Consider the following 18,235-nt stretch of genomic DNA (forward strand, 5'->3'; position numbering starts at 1 on the left):
ATGACCGATCTCGCGAAAAATATAGCCGAGCGATCAAGCGAGGTTGATCGGGACATCGTTCCCCTCCATGAGGCCATTAAGGTCTGGACCCGCGTTGCTGCCCTGAGTTTCGGCGGACCGGCTGGGCAGATCGCCGTCATGCACCGTATCGTCGTCGACGAGAAGAAATGGGTGGGAGAGCACAGGTTCCTTCATGCCCTGAACTACTGCATGTTGCTGCCGGGTCCGGAAGCGCATCAGCTTGCCATCTATATCGGCTGGCTGTTGAACAGGACCCTGGGTGGGATGATCGCCGGCATTCTGTTCGTCCTGCCCGGCTTCCTGGCAATTCTCGCGCTCAGTTATGTTTACGTCCTGTTCGGGAACCTGACCTTTATCGAAGGGATGTTCTTCGGGCTCAAATGCGCCGTGCTGGCGGTCGTCGTCCAGGCGGTCTTTCGCATCGGGAGCCGAGCCCTCAAGAGCAGGACTATGGTTGCTTTGGCCGCCGCTGCCTTCGTGGCGATCTTCTTCCTGCATGTTCCGTTCCCCATCATCATCGTTGGAGCCGGGATTATCGGCTACCTGGCCTCTCGGGCAGGGGTCGCCGCCTTCAAGATGGGCGGCGGGCATAAGTCGGGCTCGGGGACAATTCTGGAAGATAAGGACTCTGTTCTTGGCGAGGGGATCCCTTTGCACGCTCGACCAAACCTCGCCTGGTCTTTGAAGACCTCGGGTCTGCTGGCCGCCGCATGGCTCATTCCGGTTGCGGCCCTCCTGATGACGCTCGGCCCCGACAATGTCTTTTCCAAAATCGCGATATTCTTCAGCGAGATGGCAATCGTGACCTTTGGGGGCGCCTATGCCGTGCTGGCATATGTCGCACAGGAGGCCGTGCAGCAATTAGGCTGGCTGCGGCCGGGCGAGATGCTGGACGGTCTGGGGATGGCGGAAACGACCCCGGGACCGCTGATCATGGTCACGCAGTTCGTTGGTTTCCTGGCGGGTTATCGCAATCCCGGCACCCTTAGCCCCCTTGCGGCGGCGACCTTCGCTGCCATGCTGACAACATGGGTAACCTTTCTGCCAAGCTTCCTTTGGATTTTTGCAGGTGCGCCGTTCATCGAGAAGATGCGCGGCAATGTCGCGCTGACCGGCGCCATGTCTGCGATAACGGCAGCTGTAGTGGGCGTCATCCTCAATCTGGCGATTTGGTTCGGACTCCATGTGCTGTTCCGAGAGACCGCAAGCTTCACCTACGGCTCCTGGACGATGGATGTGCCCGTCCTTACCTCGCTTTCATTGCCCTCGCTGGTGCTGACCTTACTTGCCGCCATCGCCATATTTCGCCTGAAGATGTCGGTGATATCGACCTTATTGGCATCCGCAGCTTTGGGCGTTGGCTGGACTGCCTTCGTTTCCTGACGGAAGAGGCATTCGCCGTCTCATCTGCGCAAGGGCAGCCAAATGCCCATCAGCGTTACTGCCAACCCGACTAACATCGCCGTTTTAGCGCTCGACAGGTGCAAGTTCTGCAGATCGTGCTTGGAATGAAGACTGGCGGCAGTTTTAATAGTGCCTGTTTCGCCGCACACTGTGGAAGCCCCGATCGCCCTTCCGTTGGAATCTAGCATGGTCAATCTAGTCTTCTATAGTGATCAAATAATACCTGAGAACAGAAGAGTGGACCTCAAGCTTCTGTCAATGATGGCTGCTCTCAAATTGGGAAACCGGATCGGATACATTCCATCTGGCCCTGAACCGGACCGGCGCTTTTTTAACGACCGTAGGCAATATTATAATATCCACGGTATAGAGGTGTCGCTGTTCTATGATCCGGAAGGGTCGAGGGCTATCGAAGACAGAGAAGCGCTTTTCGCGTGCGATGGCATTCATCTGACGGGCGGTCACACTGCTGAATATCTACAGCGGCTACGACGTAGCGGGATGCTCTCGCTTCTGAGAGATTGGGCGCTCGGCGGCGGTGTTCTGATCGGGACCAGCGCCGGCGCCATTCTCATGACACCAACGATTGCCACCGACGCCCTGTTCACAGGTGAAATTCCGGAAGCTCTGGTCAAGGAAACGGCGCTCGACCTCGTGCCATTCGAATTCTTTCCGCACCTGAACGAAAAGGCAAGCTATCTCAACGAGCTTATCCGTTACAGCAAGTTCACGAACCGACCAATTCTGGCGTGCAATGATGGAGATGGCATTGTCGTTTCGAACGGACGGGCGGATTGTATCGGAAAACCTGTTTGGATCGCAGACGGCGAGGTCAGGCACGCAAACGACATCACTCTCGACGGACTGGTCCTTTCGCCGGACTCCTAAAGCACTTTAGGTAAAGTAAAACATGCTGATCGGCTCGTGTCATTGCGGCAAATCAGGCTGGACGCTCGAAGGCGATCCAGGTTCGATCACGGCCTGCAACTGCACGCTCTGCCGGCGCTACGGCACGCTGTGGGCCTATGATTACGAAGGGGAGCGGGTCTCCGTCACGGGCCAGACTGCCTCCTATATCCGCGCCGGCAAGGACAGGCCGTCTCTCGAAATACTGTTCTGCCCGTCCTGCGCCTGCGTGGTGAGCTGGCGCGGCCTGAGGCCGCAAAAGGATGGCCGCCGGCGCATGGCGGTCAATGTTCGGCTGGCGCCGCCGGATCTCGTTGCCGACCTGCCGATCGATCACTTCGATGGGCTCGACACGTTTGAAGATCTTCCTTCCGACGGACGATGCGTGCGCGATCTCTGGTTTTGATCGCGAACCAAGATTGTCTCAGTTCGCCAGCACCCGTGGCGAGGGGAAGGTGATCTCAACCAGCGTACCTTCGTTCGGAGCCGAGTTGATCGAGAAAGTGGCGCGGTTGGCGTCGACCATCGCCTTGGTCAGAGGCAGTCCCAGGCCCGTGCCATCGCCGCGCTTGCGGGAATTGGTGGCCACCTGCCGGAAGGGCTTCATCGCCTGCTCCAGCTCCGAGCGTGTCATGCCGACGCCGGTATCGCGGATGCGCAGGACGACGCTCCCATTGCCCTCATACGCAGTCGACACGACAATCTGGCCGCCCGATGGCGTGAAGCGGATGGCGTTCGAAAGGATGTTCAGCGCAATCTGCTTGATCGAGCGCAGGTCGGCCACGACATTCGGCACGGCTTGCGACAGAGCGGTGCGGATGATAACGCGCTGGCTGTTGGCCTGCGGCTGCACCAGCGACACCGCTTCGGTAATCGCTTCGTTCAGGCCGACCGAAGCGAAATCCAGATCCATCTCGCCGGCTTCGATCTTCGAGATATCGAGAAGGTCATTCACGATGTCGAGCACGTGACGGCCGGAGCGGCCGATATCGGTCGCATATTCGATGTAGCGTGAGTGACCGATCGGCCCGAAGCGCTCGCCGGCCATCATGTCGGAAAAGCCGATGATGGCGTTGAGCGGCGTGCGGATTTCATGGCTCACTCGGGCAAGGAAATCCGTCTTGTGGGCATTGGCGGTTTCGGCGGCACGCTTGGCATTGCGCAACTCTTCTTCAGTGCGCTTCCATTGCGTGATGTCACGGATGACGGCGCAGTAACCATTTGATGAGTTCAGCCGGCCCATGGTCATGAACAGCGGCACGAAGCCGCCGGAAGCCTCGCGTCCGATCACCTCGCGACCGTCGTTCAGCACGCTGGCGACGCCATGGCCCGAAAGGCCGCCGAGATAATCGAGCACCGCCTTCTGGCTTTCATGGGCAAAGAGCATGACGAAGGGTTTGCCGCGGGTTTCCTGGTCGTCATAGTTGAACAGCGCGCTCGCCGAGCGGTTCATCGAGCGGATCTCGCCCTCCTGGCCGATGATGATCACGCCATCCGTCGCCGTCTCCAGCGTCGAGCGCAGCTCCTCGATCTCCACCTGCAACTTGGCGACCTTTTCGAGGATGCGCTCGGGGCGGGCTTCTTCAGGAATTGGCTGCGGCGGTGCCGGCGGCTCGCTTCTTTCCACCGGCATCAACGCCAGCATCAAGGCTGTGCCGTCTTCCCACCGGATCGACTGCAGCCGGGCCGTCACAGGCACGAGCGCATCGTCGGCGCGCACGACCATCATCGCGCCGGGCTGCTCGGTTTTGCCTTCTAGGTCGTTGCGCTGCAGCAGCGCATCCAACCCGCCGACCTGTTCGAGTTCATCGAGGCTGTCATAGCCAGTCAGCCGCAGGAATTCAGGATTGCCGTGGATCAGCCGGTCACCGGCGTGGATGAGGATCGCGAGCGGTAGCTGGTCGACGATGTCGGACGACAGGCCCGTGCGCATCTTCACGCGTGACGGAATGGCGTTGTTCAGGACATCGAGGGGGTCGAAATCTTCCTCCGGCTCGGCTGATGCCGGCGCAACTTCGGTGGTGGCCTCGTCAGCCGTTTTCGGGCTGTTATCATCCGCCGCTTCAATGAAGGTCACGACCGGCGGCGATGCTTTTTCTTCTACACCCGGTATAGCCGGCTGGTGGTCGCCGACGTGGCCATTTTCATCGCCCGTTTCGGAGGTCTCGGAAAGGATTTCGTCTGCCGCATTCGGTTGCGGCGGGGTGTCGGCACCGTCCTCATGCCGTTCGTCACCAGGCTGCTCCCCAGACGGTTCCGCGCGTTTGCCCAAAGGTTCAAGCTGTCGGGCTATTTCGCGGAAGGCTGCCTGTTCGCTGAGTGAAAGGCCGGTCTGCGTCAATGTCCGGCGCTCATGCAGGCGAACGACCTTGTCCGACTCGCGACGGTTCGGCGTGTCGGAAATTCGCAGGGCGGGCGGTTCGTAAGTGGGAGCCGGGTCGGCTTCTGCGCTATCCTGAGCGGAGCTCTCTAGTTCTTCTGGCGCCGGAGGGGATTCAACTTCGGCGGCGAGGTGCTCGTTCGATACCGCCTCTGCTTCCGGGGGAATTTCGGCATCCGTCGCGGCGGCGTCAGCCGCCTGCGTGCCGAGAGCCATCCCGCGTTTCATCGGATCTTCGACGGCATCCGCCAGGCGGACGACGCCAAAGCCCCTGAAGCCGTCGAATTCGCGGCTGCGCGTATAGGTCGGCAGGGCGGCAAGGTCGACCGGCACGGTCAGGCTCGTCCCTTCCACCGGCCAGTAGATCGTGCGGCCGGACCATGTGTCGCGCCGCGCCAATAGTTCCGCGATCTTGCCGTCCGGATCGAGATTGAAGCGGCGGGCCACATCGGCAAACGCCGTGCCGGCAATCTGGGCGGCATGCGGCCCCACCGCATCGGCAAATTCGCGCGAAACCTCGCTGAAATGGCCGGCGGCATCGATCTTCCAGACGAAACGAGTGGCGCGTCCGTTGCGCTTGAAATTGAAACCTTGTGCGGGCGTGTTTTCGGTATCTGCATGGGCTTCGCGCGAAGACGGCTCTGCAGCTGCCGTCGCCTCTGCGGCAGCATTGTCTCCGCCATCCCTCACGGTTTCCGGCTGATGCTCATCGGCATGAGCTTCGGTTTCGGCCATTTCGTCGGTCGCGATATCCGCATCGCCAGCCGCTTCCGTTCCGGCTTCGATCGAGCTTGCGGCGGCCGAGACCGCCTCCGCTTGTTCGTCCTCCCGATATTCCGGGGTTTCGTCCAGCTCCTCAATGCCGGCCACCGCATCGATGACGTCGCCGAAGGGTGCATTCGGAGCGAGGGATTGTTCTTCGTCCGGCACTGCTGCCTCGAGCTCCTTGCGGACTTCCTCCGCCTGCGGTTCGCTGGCCGCAGCGGGGCGGGCTTCGTCGGCAAGACTTTCCGTCGGGTCGAGATGGCCAAGCACCGTTTCGACGACGAACAGCAGGTGCAGCGCCGGGATTTCGGAAAGCTTGCCGATGGCGGCGGGCAGATAACCACGCCCGGTCGGGATCGGTCGCTTGATCAGCCGATCCGGCTGTGCGCCGGCCATGGTCGTCATCATCCGCGCGGTCTGCGGCGTTACGCCAAGCGTCCTGAAGCCGGCTGAGGCGGTAACGATCTCGCCATCGCGGCCGATGACGGCCATATGGGTATCGGGATCGTCGAACCCATCGATCATGCGCTTGGCGCATTCGGCTGATGTGAGCGGCTTTGAGGAGACCGGAGAGGAGAACAGCACCGCTTCTTCGCCGGCCTGGATGCGGATGAGTTCGACAGCCGCATTGACGACGGCCCGCTGGAAGCCCGAAGCCATGCGGATCAGAAATGTGCGCTGGTCGCCCACCGCACCGAGGCCACGCGCGGTCGCCTCGATCTGGCGAAACGAGATGTCGCCGGACTTCGGTCCCTGCTCGATGAAGTCGTAAATGATGTTATAGCCAAAAAGGTTGGCGCCGGCGGCGTTTGCCCATAGCACGCGATCCATGCCGGTCGAGAACATGACCATGGCTTCACCGCGCGCGAAGCGCTCCCGAACGCGCGGATGCACGGCAATGTCAATGAACGGATATTGAATTGCGGGCATTTTCCAACCTGTTTTGCGGGCGTAACCGCCTCTCGTGATTTAACGGTTTATTAATAACGGCACCCCGCTTTTCGGTCCAGCGAACGGTCCATTTTTCGGCCGGAAAGGTTAACGCCTTGTGCGACGCACAATTATGTTGCACTGCACAATAATTTATATTATATACTCCTCACACAGGTTCACGGCGGCCCCCCGCAGGGAGGCCCTTTTAGGAGCATAATCATGGCTACTGTAAAGAAAGACGACGTTTTTTCAACGGCGGCATTCGACCCGTCCAAGTTCTCCGAATCCTTCCGCGACTTCGCGGAAAAGGGCGCTGCCCAGTCCAAGGAAGCCTTTGCAAAGCTGAAGGCCGCCACCGAAGAGGCAGGCAAGACAGTTGAAGCAACCGTTCAGACTGCACAGGCTGGGTCCGTAGAAATCGGCCTCAAGGCTATCGACGTTCTGCGCACCAATGCTGAAAGCTCGCTGGCTCACATGGAAGCCCTGCTTCGCGTCAAGTCAGCGGCGGAACTCTTCGAACTTCAGACCGCTTTCATCCGCAAGCAGGCCGAAGTTACCGTCGAGCAGGCCAAGTCCATTCAGGACACCACCAAGAAGGTTGCTGAAAAGCTGGCAAAGCCCGCCAAGGACGCCGCTGAAAAGGCAATGGCCTCCTTCAAAGCCTAATCATTTCCGACAAGCCTCCCAAGGCACGAATGTCCCGTTCCCAGGTGAAAGCCTGGGGCGGGACTTTTCATTTGCAGCAGAAGCCGGCCTGGCCGGTATCTGGCCGTGCATCATCATTTGGATATCTGCAAAGCTTTTTCATATTGCGGGGAGATAGGACTTGAAATAATTTCAAAGTCCTCGTATGTCACCCCCGTTCGCGGCGACGCGAGCAAGTGCGGTTGTAGCTCAGTTGGTTAGAGCGCAGGTTTGTGGCACCTGAGGTCGGAGGTTCGAGACCCCCCAACCGTACCATTTTCTCCCCCCCGTTCGTAGAAGATGCCGGCCCCTTTGGCCTCGCGGGCCTACTTCTTGTCTTCAGGCTTCTTCGAGACATGGCCGGGCGATATCGGATCGCTTGCCGGAAAAGTCTCCTCCAGCGCTTCCTCCAAATAATCGTCCTGTTCCTTGTGTTCTTTCTCGTCCAGTTTCTGCTGCTTCTTGTCGCTCATCGTCCTGGCTCCTGATCTCTCCGCGAAAATACTAAGCTTCACCCGGCCTTTGTCCAGAAGCAAGGCGTGAGGGTGGCGAACCGCGTCTCTATCGCAAACGCTGCCCGCATGCCCAAATTATCTTGGAACCGTCGGCATCGCTCATCGTTGTGTCCATATCGGCAAGCAGGCGAAAGGAGCGGGCATGTCTGTACCGAACGAGCCTATTCCCGATACGCCTCCGATGCCGGAGCCAGGCTGGGCGCCGAAGCCGCCGATCGGAGAGCCGGAGCCGGACAGGTTGCCGGATGAAGCTCCCGTGCCCAACCCCGACGAGAACGAGGAGCCGCCGAAGCATGCGGAGGCTCAACCGCCGCATGCACCATCATGGTGGTGCAACTTGATGCCTTGACCATTGCCTCCGAGCCGGAGGCGCCTCCATCGGCTTTATTTACAGGAAAATCCGCCGCTCCTCGCTGACCAGCTCCTGCAAAAAGTCCGCGACAGTGCGCACACGCACGAGATCGCGGGCGCTTTCATGATAGGTCGTCCAGTAGGCACGCTTGATGGAGACATCCGGCAGAATACGGGTCAGCTCCGAAAACTGTCGGGCAATATAATCATGCAGAATGCCGACGCCTGCGCCGGAGCGCACAGCTTCCGTCTGGCCGATGGCCGTGGAGATCTCGAAAGAGGCGTCCCAGCTGCGCATGATCTCGCCGGAAAAATTGAGCGATGCCGTAAAGATCAGGTCTTCGACATAGCCGACGCGCGGATGCAGCTTCAGCGCCTCGACGCTATCGGGCAATCCTGCCTGCTCGAGATAGGCTTTTGAGGCATAGAGCCCGAGCGTGTAATCCGTCAGTTTCGATGAGACCAAACGTCCTTGCTCCGGCCGTTCCAGCGTGATGGCGATATCGGCCTCGCGCTGCGACAGCGAGAAGGAGCGGGGAACAGGCACGAGCTGAATGCGCAGCTCCGGATAGCGGGCGATCAGCCGCCCGAGCCGTGGCGCGAGGAAGGAAACGCCGAAGCCGTCGGGCGCGCCGATGCGCACGGTCCCTGTGATTGCGCTGTCGAGGTGACCGACGCTTGCCTGCGCGCGCAGCATCTCAGTTTCCATGCGCTCTGCCGCGTGAAGGAAGATTTCGCCTTCCGCCGTCAGGTCACAGCCATTGGTGCGACGCACGAGCAGCCGCGTCTTCAGCCGTTCCTCCAGCGTCGTCACGCGGCGGGAGAGGGTGGCGTGGTTGACGCCCAGCCGTTTCGAAGCAGCCAGGATCTGGCCCGTGCGCGCCACAGCTAGAAACATGCGGACGTCATCCCAATCCATCAGCACACATCCTTTTGCGCGTTCAGCCTTTGGTCTCGCGCATGTCGTTATCGCAGAAACCGCTATACACTTTTGTGCCACATGCTTTCGGACTTTAATTTTTGCACAACGGTTGCTTATAGCAGCTCATTGATTTGTGCAAATTGAAGTGCCATCCTGTCAGCATCCAAGAAAACGAGGAGGCACATCCATGCGTGAGATCGGTCATTTCATCGGCGGCAAGCACGTCGCCGGCACGAGCGGACGCACGAGCAACGTCTATAATCCGGCAACCGGCGAAGTGCAGGCAACCGTCGCGCTCGCGAGCGTCGACGAACTGCGCGCAGCCGTCGAAAATGCCAAGGCTGCGCAGCCGAAATGGGCCGCCACCAACCCGCAGCGCCGCGCCCGCGTTTTCTTCAAGTTCGTCGAACTGCTGAACCGGAACATGGATGAGCTGGCGACCCTGCTCTCTTCGGAGCACGGCAAGACGGTCGAGGATTCCAAGGGCGATATCATCCGCGGCCTCGAAGTCTGCGAATTTGTCTGCGGCATTCCGCATCTGCAGAAGGGTGAGTTCACCGAAGGCGCCGGCCCGGCGATCGACATGTACTCCATCCGTCAGCCGGTCGGTGTCGGCGCCGGCATCACGCCGTTCAACTTTCCAGGCATGATCCCGATGTGGATGTTCGCGCCGGCGATCGCGTGCGGCAACGCCTTCATCCTGAAGCCGTCAGAGCGCGATCCTTCCCTGCCGATCCGCCTTGCCGAACTGATGATCGAAGCCGGCTTGCCGGCAGGCATCCTCAACGTGGTCAATGGCGACAAGGCTGCCGTCGATGCCATCCTGACGGATCCGGATATCGCTGCCGTTTCCTTCGTCGGCTCTACGCCGATCGCCCGTTACGTCTATGGCACGGCCGCCATGAACGGCAAGCGCGCCCAGTGCTTCGGCGGCGCCAAGAACCACATGATCATTATGCCCGACGCCGATATGGACCAGGCCGTCAATGCCCTGATGGGCGCCGGCTACGGCTCGGCCGGCGAGCGTTGCATGGCGGTGTCGGTCGCGGTTCCGGTCGGCGAGGAGACGGCCAACCGTCTCGTCGAGAAGCTGGTTCCGAAGATCGAATCCCTGCGCATCGGCCCCTATACCGATGAGAAGGCCGACATGGGCCCGCTGGTCACCAAGGATGCCTATAACCGCGTCAACGGCCTGATCGACCGTGGCGTCGAAGAAGGCGCCAAGCTGGTCGTCGACGGCCGCGGCTTCAAGCTGCAGGGTTATGAAGACGGTTACTTCGTCGGCGGCACGTTGTTCGACCACGTCAAGCCGGAGATGGACATCTACAAGACCGAGATCTTCGGGCCGGTTCTGTCGGTCGTTCGCGCCAAGAACTACGAGGACGCCCTCGAACTGCCGATGAAGCACGAATACGGCAACGGCGTCGCCATCTACACTCGTGACGGCGATGCGGCTCGCGATTTCGCTTCGCGCATCAATATCGGCATGATCGGCGTCAACGTTCCGATCCCGGTTCCGCTTGCCTACCACTCCTTCGGCGGCTGGAAGGCTTCGAGCTTCGGTGACCTCAACCAGCACGGCACGGACTCGATCAAGTTCTGGACGCGCACGAAGACGATCACCGCGCGCTGGCCGTCCGGTATCAAGGATGGCGCCGAATTCGTCATGCCGACAATGAAATAAGCATCGCAATCATTGGCTTCCATCGGCCGTCGTCCGGAATTTTTTCGGACGGCGGCTTTTTTATTGCGTTTGTTTTCGATGGAGTCATCTTGTCAGGGCCGCTGTTTTCATTTAGAACAAAACAAGAACAACGGGAGGGCCGCGCGATGGCCGTGACCTATCAGATCGACTATCTCGAATTTCCGTCGAAAGACGGCCTGAAGACACGTCGCTTCTTCGAGGAAGCCTTCGACTGGAGCTTTGTCAGCTATGGACCGACTTACCATGTCATCGAAGCAGCCGGAATAGATGCCGGCATAGACGGGGACGCAGGAGAGGCCGCCGGCACGCCTTTGCCCGTCGTGCGCACCACCGATCTGGAAGCTGCTCAGCGTGCCGTCGAATTCGCCGGCGGCGTCATCACCCGCCCCGCTTTCGATTTTCCGGGTGGACGTCGCTTCCATTTCCGCGAGCCGGGCGGCTGCGAAATGGCGGTCTGGATTTCCGTATCCTAAGTTTCGGACATGGCCGGTTGGAGATCGGCACGGGCTGGATGGCCGGCTTTCTAAATAAGCTGAATATGAATTTCATATTTTGGAATTGTTCAAAACTAAGAAAGCCACTATATACGGGGCCAGCCCCTAAGCAGCCTCGATTCCAGGAGATCGGCATGCGTTTGACGAAACAGACCAATTACGCAGTGCGCATGCTGATGTATTGCGCCGCCAATGATGGCCATCTGAGCCGAATTCCGGAAATCGCCAGGGCATACAGCGTATCTGAGCTGTTTCTCTTTAAGATTCTGCAGCCCTTGACCAAGGCTGGCCTTGTCGAAACGGTGCGTGGCCGCAATGGCGGCGTGCGCCTTGGCAAGCCGGCGACCGATATCAGTCTGTTCGATGTCGTCCGTGTTACCGAAGACAGTTTCGCCATGGCGGAATGCTTCGAGGATGGCGTGGTGGAATGCCCACTGGTCGATAGCTGCGGTCTCAACTCGGCGTTGCGCAAGGCGCTCAATGCTTTCTTCGACGTTCTGACCGAATATTCCATCGACGACCTCGTCAAGGCCCGCCCGCAGATCAACTTTCTCCTCGGCCTTACCGACAAAGATCACAAGGCGATTGCGAAGAAGCCGGTGGTTGCAGCCCCGGCCGCCTGATCAGTCCTCTGAAATTCGAACATGTTTCAGTCCGCAGTTACCGCCGGTAGCTACGGATTTTCGTTTGTATTGCCTCCTATCCGGGCAATAGGGGGTTGGCGGATTGCGAGAGGAAAACGGCAAATCGTTCTGAATCTGCTAAAAGCGTGCAAATTTTTGCCATAAAATTACCAATTCATAGGTTTTTTCGTTCAAAAATTTCCAAACTCTAGAAATTGGAAAAATTTTAGGCGGCGCTTGTTGCTTTCAAACTTAAAATAAAGTTCCATCGGCGCGATCCGGATGGGAACCTCTGGTGGTGTCCACGGCTTCAAAAGAATAACAATCTGGGAAACGATATCATGAAAAAGATTTCTGTCCTGCTGGCAGTGACAGCCTTGGCTTCGGTCATGGCGACGTCCGCCTGGTCAAAAACGCTTGTCTATTGCTCGGAAAGCTCGCCGGAAGGTTTTGACCCGGGTCTCTACACCGGAGGCAATACTTTCGACGCCTCGTCGCGCACGGTCTATAGCCGCCTTGTCGAATTCAAGCATGGCAGCACCGAAATCGAGCCGGGCCTTGCCGAAAGCTGGACGGTGTCCCCGGACGGCAAGGAATACACCTTCAAGCTCCGCAAGGGCGTCAAGTTCCAGACCACCGATTTCTTTACGCCGACACGCGACCTCAACGCCGATGACGTGATCTTCTCGATCAGCCGCCAGCTCGGCACTGACAGCCCCTGGGCAAAATATGTCGCCGGCGGTACCTACGAATATGCCGATGGCATGGGCTTCCCGAAGCTCATCAAGTCGATCGACAAGGTTGACGATCTCACCGTCAAGTTCGTCCTTGACCGCCCGGAAGCTCCGTTCCTCGCCGACCTCGCTATGGACTTTGCCTCGATCCTGTCGAAGGAATATGCCGATAAGCTGCAGGCCGACAAGAAGATGGAGCAGATGAACCAGCAGCCGCTCGGCACTGGCGCATTCACCTTCGTCGCCTATCAGCCGGATGCCGTCATCCGCTACAAGGCGAACGAAACCTACTTCAAGGGCAAGGAAAAGATCGACGATCTCGTCTTCGCGATCACGCCAGACGCCTCCGTTCGCGCGCAGAAGCTGAAGTCCGGTGAATGCAACATCATGCCGTATCCGAATGCGGCTGATATCAAGGATCTGAAGGCCGACAAGAACCTCAAGGTTCTCGATCAGGCTGGCCTGAACGTTTCCTATCTCGCCTACAACACGCTGGTTGCTCCGTTCGACAAGGTCGAAGTACGCAAGGCTATCAACATGGCTGTCAACAAGCAGGCCATCGTCGATGCCGTTTTCCAGGGCTCCGCCAAGGTTGCGACCAACCCAATCCCGCCGACCATGTGGTCCTACAACAAGGACATCAAGGACGACGCGTTCAATCCTGAAGAAGCCAAGAAGCTGCTCGAAAAGGCCGGCGTCAAGGATCTCAGCATGAAGATCTGGGCGATGCCCGTGTCGCGTCCCTACATGCTGAATGCCCGTCGCGCTGCCGAGCTGATGCAGGCGGACCTCGCCAAGATCGGCGTCAAGGTCGAGATCGTCACCTATGACTGGGCCCAGTACCTGAAGCTCTCCTCCGCCAAGGACCGCGACGGCGCGGCCATCCTCGGCTGGACCGGTGACAACGGCGACCCGGACAACTTCCTTGACACGCTGCTCGGCTGCGACGCTGTCGGCGGCAACAACCGCGCACAGTGGTGCAACAAGGAATTCGACGGTCTGGTGAAGAAGGCCAAACAGACGGCTGACGTCAAGGAGCGCACGAAGCTCTACGAAGAGGCTCAGGTCGTCTTCAAGCGCGAAGCACCGTGGATGACGATCGATCACTCGGAAGTCTTCATGCCGATGACGAAGAATGTCACGGGCTACTTCCAGGATCCGCTCGGTATTCATCGCTTCGACGGCGTCGATATCGCCGAATAACGAAAAATCTGTGAGAATGCTCGGCTAGTATCGGGCGATCCGGCGGTCAGACAGTCTGTCTGACCGCCGGAAAAATTTGGACATCTGCCATGTTGCGATTTCTTTTCAGCCGGCTAGCGGTGCTGATCCCGACATTCCTCGGTGTATCGATCGTCGCCTTCTCTTTCATCCGCCTGCTTCCCGGCGATCCTGTCATGCTTCTGTCCGGCGAACGCGTCATGTCGCCGGAGCGTCATGCGCAGATCTCGCACGATCTCGGCTACGACCAGCCGATGGTCGTGCAGTACGGCCGATATGTCTGGAATGCCCTTCATGGCGATCTCGGCACCTCGATCACGACAAAGCGTGACGTGCTGACCGACTTTTTGACCTTCTTCCCGGCCACGCTCGAGCTGTCGATCTGTGCCATGATCCTCGCGATCTGTCTTGGCATACCAGCCGGTGTTTTCGCCGCCGTGAAGCGGGGCACATGGTTCGACCAGAGCGTCATGGGCGTCGCCCTCGTCGGCTATTCCATGCCGATCTTCTGGTGGGGCCTGCTGCTTATCATCGTCTTCAACGGCTATCTGCACTGGACGCCGGTTTCGGGCCGTATCGGACTCATCTATTTCTTCAAGCCGGTCACCGGCTTCATGCTGATCGACAGCCTGCTGTCCGGCCAGAAGGGCGCCTTCTGGTCCGCTTTCAATTCGTTGATCCTGCCGACCATCGTGCTTGGCACGATCCCGCTCGCCGTGATCGCGCGCCAGACGCGCTCGGCGATGCTCGAAGTGCTCGGCGAGGATTATGTGCGCACGGCTCGTTCCAAGGGCCTCTCGCCGCTGCGCGTCGTTTCCGTGCACGCATTGCGAAATGCCATGATCCCCGTCGTCACCACGATCGGCCTGCAGGTCGGCGTGCTGCTCGGCGGCGCCATCCTGACGGAAAGCATCTTCTCCTGGCCGGGTATCGGCAAATGGATGATAGATGCGGTCTTCAAGCGCGATTATCCGGTGGTGCAGGGTGGCCTGTTGCTGATCGCCGGCATCGTCATGCTCGTCAATCTCGTCGTCGACCTGCTCTACGGCTTCGTCAACCCACGCATTCGTCACTAGGAGCGGCCCATGAGCACGGTTAGCGTCAAAACGGTTAGTGTCAAATCCGACCGTCCTTCCGCTCTTGCGGAGTTCTGGTATTATTTCTCTCGCAACAAGGGCGCCGTCATCGGCCTTGCGATCTTCCTTTTCGTCCTGTTTCTGGCGATTTTCGCCGGTCTCGTGGCGCCGCATAATCCCGATGTGGCCTATGGCAGCGACATGCAGCGCCTGCCGCCCGCCTGGGCGGAGGGCGGCAACAGCAGCTTCCTACTCGGCACCGATGCCAATGGCCGTGATCTCCTGTCGCGCCTCATCTATGGCACACGCTTCTCGCTGTTCATCGGCCTCGTCGTTGCCTCGCTTTCGGCGCTCGCCGGCATCCTGATCGGTCTCGTCGCCGGCTATGTGCGTGGCCGTGTCGATACGATCATCATGCGCATCATGGACATCATCCTCGCGGTCCCCTCGTTATTGCTCGCCCTGGTGCTGGTGGCAATCCTCGGACCGGGCCTGACCAATGCGATGATCGCGATCTCCATCGTCAACCAGCCGCATTTCGTTCGTCTGACCCGCGCTTCCGTCATGGCCGAGCGCGACAAGGAATATGTCATCGCCTCCCGCGTAGCCGGCGCTGGCCCGCTGCGGCTGATGTTCAAGACTATCCTGCCGAACTGCCTGGGACCGTTGATCGTCCAGGCGACGCTGGCATTCTCCTCCGCCATTCTCGATGCCGCTGCCCTTGGCTTCCTCGGCCAGGGTGCCCAGCCGCCGACGCCGGAATGGGGGACGATGCTGGCGGATTCGCGTGAATTCTTCCAGAGCAACCCTTGGCTCGTTACTTTCCCCGGTCTCTGCATCCTGATCACGGTGCTCGCCATCAATCTGATGGGCGACGGCCTGCGCGATGCATTCGACCCGAAGCTGAAGAGGTCGTAATGGCACTCCTCGATATTGAAAACCTCTCCGTCGAATTTCAGACCTCGTCCGGCTTGTTCCGGGCCGTCGATGGCGTCTCGCTGACGTGCGACAAAGGAGAAATCCTGTCGATCGTCGGCGAATCCGGTTCCGGCAAGTCGGTCTCCATGCTTGCCATGATGGGCCTTCTGCCCTGGACGGCGAAGATCACCGCCGACCGCATGATGTTTGATGGCAAGGACCTGCGCGGTATCTCCTCGCGTCAGCGCCGCAAGATCATCGGCAAGGACATGGCCATGATCTTCCAGGAGCCGATGTCGAGCCTTAATCCGTGCTTCACGGTCGGCTTCCAGCTCGGCGAGACGCTCCGCATCCATATGGGCCTTGACCGCAAGGCTCGCCGCGAACGCTCGATCGAACTCTTGAATCTCGTCGGCATTCCAGCCCCTGCGGATCGTCTGTCGAACTTCCCGCATCAGATGTCCGGTGGCATGAGCCAGCGCGTCATGATCGCCATGGCGCTCGCCTGCAATCCGAAGCTTCTGATTGCCGATGAGCCCACGACCGCGCTCGACGTGACGATCCAGGCGCAGATCCTCGACCTGCTCGTGCGCCTTCAGCGGGAGCAGGGCATGGCGCTCGTGCTCATCACGCATGACATGGGCGTCGTCGCCGAAACGGCAGAGCGCGTACAGGTGCAATATGCCGGCCAGAAGGTCGAGGAGCAGCCGGTCAAGGAACTGTTCCGCGATCCGCATCATCCCTATACGGCAGCCCTTCTTTCGGCTCTGCCGGAGCGCGCCGAAGTCGGCGAACGTCTGCCGTCGATTGCCGGCGTCGTTCCCGGTCAGCACGATCGGCCGACGGGCTGTCTCTTTGCGCCGCGCTGCTCCTTTGCAACGCCGGAATGCGACAAGGGCGTGAGGCGCCAAGGGCCCGAACTGGGCGTAGCCCTATGTAACTATCCGCTGCAACATGGCAAGCCACTCGGCCACCCCGGCATTGTCGCCACGCAAAAAGCAGGAGGTGCCGCATGACCGGCGCTGTTCTCGAAGGGCGCGATCTCGCCCGCTTCTACACCGTCAAGCGCGGCACCTTCAAATCGGAAGCGACGGTCAAGGCGCTGAACGGCGTCAGCTTCAGCCTGCAGTCGGGCCGCACGCTCGCTGTCGTCGGCGAATCCGGCTGCGGTAAGTCGACGCTCGCTCGCCTCGTGACGATGATCGAAAATCCGACGGCCGGCGAATTGCTGATAGACGGCAAGCCCGCCAGGCTCGGCGACCGCAGCCTGCGCAGTGCCGTGCAGATCGTGTTTCAGAACCCTTATGGTTCGCTGAACCCGCGCCAGAAGGTCGGCTCCATCCTGGAAGAGCCGCTGAAGATCAACACGGATGATGATGCCGCCACCCGACGCCGCAAGGTGGAGGAAATGATGGCGCGCGTCGGTCTGCGTCCGGAACACTATGATCGTTACCCGCATATGTTCTCGGGCGGTCAGCGCCAGCGCATCGCCATCGCGCGTGCCCTGATGCTGCGGCCGAAAGTGCTGGTGCTCGATGAGCCGGTGTCCGCACTCGATCTGTCGATCCAGGCGCAGGTCCTGAACTTGCTGATGGATCTGCAGAAGGAGATGGGCCTTGCCTACCTCTTTATCTCGCATGGCCTTTCCGTCGTCCGTCACATCGCAGACGACGTGATGGTTATGTATCTCGGACGTCCGGTGGAAACCGGCACGGCGGACGAGGTCTTCAACCGGCCGCGCCATCCCTATACCGCCGCCCTTCTCTCGGCGACGCCGATCGCCGATCCGGATCGCGAAAAGAACCGCATCCGCCTGCAGGGTGAATTGCCGTCGCCGCTCAATCCGCCGAAGGGCTGCCACTTCAATCCGCGCTGCTGGCGTGCCCAGGACAAGTGCCGGCAGGTTGAACCGGAACTGGCGGGCGACGGAACGCATAAATTTTCCTGTTTCTTTCCGCTGGATTGATCCAAGTTGCGAATCGGGCATGGCTGAAGAGCGGCCGTGCCCGGTTTGAAATCAATCATTTCGGATAGGCCTATGCGCGATAATCAGGACACCACGCTTGCCATCATCGTCATGGGTGTGAGCGGCAGCGGTAAATCCTCCATCGGCGAGGGTGTGGCGGCCAAGCTCGGCATCCATTTCATCGAAGGCGATGCCCTGCATCCGGCAGCCAATGTCGAGAAGATGAGCAAGGGCATTCCGCTGACGGATGAGGATCGCTGGCCGTGGCTCGAAAAGATCGGCCAGGAAATATCGGCAAGCCTTGCGAAAGGCGAAGGCGTTGCCGTGACCTGCTCGGCGTTGAAGCGCGTCTATCGCGAGCGCTTGCGGGCATCCGCCGGCGGTCATCTCTATTTCATCTATCTCGAAGGCTCCAAAGAGCTGCTGACGAAGCGCATGGGCAAGCGCAAGGGGCATTTCATGCCGACCTCGCTGCTCGAAAGCCAATTGCAGACGCTGGAAGTACCGACGGGCGAGCCCGGTGTCGTCACCGTCGACATCGACGCCACGATCGAAGAGATCGTCGATGCGTCTGTCAAAAGCCTCCGGGCAGTCCTCTAAAGCGATTCCAGGAAAAG

17 protein-coding genes and 1 tRNA gene are annotated in these 18,235 nt (G+C 59.7%); 15 read left to right on the top strand and 3 right to left on the bottom strand.

The window, feature by feature from the left end:
• The 3 genes from chrA (at position 1) to FHT85_RS08770 (ending at position 2,737) form a co-directional block, all read left to right on the top strand.
• Complete coding sequence (chrA, locus tag FHT85_RS08760) at positions 1–1,404, top strand: chromate efflux transporter (protein ID WP_112409915.1); 1,404 nt, start codon at positions 1–3, stop codon at positions 1,402–1,404.
• 207 nt (positions 1,405–1,611) lie between these two features.
• A complete protein-coding gene (locus tag FHT85_RS08765) occupies positions 1,612–2,313 on the top strand; it encodes a Type 1 glutamine amidotransferase-like domain-containing protein (RefSeq protein ID WP_112409916.1) in 702 nt (233 codons plus the stop codon).
• A 22-nt stretch (positions 2,314–2,335) separates the two neighbouring features.
• On the top strand, positions 2,336–2,737 hold the full coding sequence (locus tag FHT85_RS08770) for a GFA family protein (protein WP_112335337.1): 402 nt from the start codon (positions 2,336–2,338) through the stop codon (positions 2,735–2,737).
• Between the two features lie 18 nt (positions 2,738–2,755).
• On the opposite strand, the gene FHT85_RS08775 is transcribed toward FHT85_RS08770, so the two are convergent.
• Positions 2,756–6,406, bottom strand: a complete 3,651-nt coding sequence (locus FHT85_RS08775; RefSeq protein WP_112409917.1) for an ATP-binding protein — start codon at positions 6,404–6,406, stop codon at positions 2,756–2,758.
• A gap of 222 nt (positions 6,407–6,628) precedes the next feature.
• On the opposite strand from FHT85_RS08775, the gene FHT85_RS08780 reads away from it, so the two are divergent.
• Positions 6,629–7,075: a phasin gene (locus FHT85_RS08780; protein WP_015338867.1), complete on the top strand. Its 447-nt coding sequence runs from the start codon at positions 6,629–6,631 to the stop codon at positions 7,073–7,075.
• Between the two features lie 217 nt (positions 7,076–7,292).
• Positions 7,293–7,369 (top strand) — tRNA-His (locus FHT85_RS08785).
• 50 nt (positions 7,370–7,419) lie between these two features.
• On the opposite strand, the gene FHT85_RS08790 is transcribed toward FHT85_RS08785, so the two are convergent.
• The gene (locus FHT85_RS08790) at positions 7,420–7,566 is read right to left on the bottom strand and encodes a hypothetical protein (RefSeq protein ID WP_015338868.1); all 147 of its coding nucleotides are present in this window, start codon (positions 7,564–7,566) and stop codon (positions 7,420–7,422) included.
• A 184-nt stretch (positions 7,567–7,750) separates the two neighbouring features.
• On the opposite strand from FHT85_RS08790, the gene FHT85_RS08795 reads away from it, so the two are divergent.
• Positions 7,751–7,957: a hypothetical protein gene (locus FHT85_RS08795; protein WP_112398710.1), complete on the top strand. Its 207-nt coding sequence runs from the start codon at positions 7,751–7,753 to the stop codon at positions 7,955–7,957.
• Between the two features lie 39 nt (positions 7,958–7,996).
• Here the strand turns inward: FHT85_RS08795 and FHT85_RS08800 are convergent, their stop codons facing one another.
• Positions 7,997–8,878 carry a LysR family transcriptional regulator gene (locus FHT85_RS08800; protein WP_112335340.1) on the bottom strand — a complete coding sequence of 294 codons (882 nt, stop codon included), beginning with the start codon at positions 8,876–8,878 and terminating at the stop codon, positions 7,997–7,999.
• 190 nt (positions 8,879–9,068) lie between these two features.
• Between FHT85_RS08800 and FHT85_RS08805 the strand changes: the two genes are divergently transcribed.
• The 9 genes from FHT85_RS08805 to FHT85_RS08845 all read left to right on the top strand — a co-directional run bounded on the left by FHT85_RS08805 (position 9,069) and on the right by FHT85_RS08845 (position 18,218).
• Positions 9,069–10,565: a CoA-acylating methylmalonate-semialdehyde dehydrogenase gene (locus FHT85_RS08805; RefSeq protein ID WP_112409918.1), complete on the top strand. Its 1,497-nt coding sequence runs from the start codon at positions 9,069–9,071 to the stop codon at positions 10,563–10,565.
• 146 nt (positions 10,566–10,711) lie between these two features.
• Complete coding sequence (locus FHT85_RS08810) at positions 10,712–11,059, top strand: VOC family protein (RefSeq protein WP_112409919.1); 348 nt, start codon at positions 10,712–10,714, stop codon at positions 11,057–11,059.
• A gap of 155 nt (positions 11,060–11,214) precedes the next feature.
• The gene (rirA, locus tag FHT85_RS08815) at positions 11,215–11,703 is read left to right on the top strand and encodes an iron-responsive transcriptional regulator RirA (protein ID WP_112398715.1); all 489 of its coding nucleotides are present in this window, start codon (positions 11,215–11,217) and stop codon (positions 11,701–11,703) included.
• Between the two features lie 341 nt (positions 11,704–12,044).
• The gene (locus FHT85_RS08820) at positions 12,045–13,640 is read left to right on the top strand and encodes an ABC transporter substrate-binding protein (RefSeq protein WP_112398716.1); all 1,596 of its coding nucleotides are present in this window, start codon (positions 12,045–12,047) and stop codon (positions 13,638–13,640) included.
• A gap of 89 nt (positions 13,641–13,729) precedes the next feature.
• The gene (locus FHT85_RS08825; protein WP_112409920.1) at positions 13,730–14,734 is read left to right on the top strand and encodes an ABC transporter permease subunit; all 1,005 of its coding nucleotides are present in this window, start codon (positions 13,730–13,732) and stop codon (positions 14,732–14,734) included.
• A gap of 9 nt (positions 14,735–14,743) precedes the next feature.
• Entirely contained in the window at positions 14,744–15,652 is a 909-nt protein-coding gene (locus FHT85_RS08830) for an ABC transporter permease subunit (protein ID WP_015338876.1), read from the top strand.
• A complete protein-coding gene (locus tag FHT85_RS08835) occupies positions 15,652–16,668 on the top strand; it encodes an ABC transporter ATP-binding protein (protein ID WP_015338877.1) in 1,017 nt (338 codons plus the stop codon). Before FHT85_RS08830 ends, FHT85_RS08835 begins: the two co-directional genes overlap by 1 nt.
• Positions 16,665–17,618 carry a peptide ABC transporter ATP-binding protein gene (locus FHT85_RS08840; protein ID WP_112335344.1) on the top strand — a complete coding sequence of 318 codons (954 nt, stop codon included), beginning with the start codon at positions 16,665–16,667 and terminating at the stop codon, positions 17,616–17,618. The genes FHT85_RS08835 and FHT85_RS08840 overlap by 4 nt, the downstream gene beginning before the upstream one ends.
• Positions 17,619–17,690: 72 nt before the next feature.
• Positions 17,691–18,218, top strand: coding sequence for a gluconokinase (locus FHT85_RS08845; RefSeq protein WP_112409921.1), 528 nt, complete (start codon positions 17,691–17,693; stop codon positions 18,216–18,218).
• Positions 18,219–18,235 lie beyond the last annotated feature (17 nt).

This window comes from Rhizobium sp. BK312 (assembly GCF_014193605.1).
Lineage (GTDB): Bacteria > Pseudomonadota > Alphaproteobacteria > Rhizobiales > Rhizobiaceae > Rhizobium.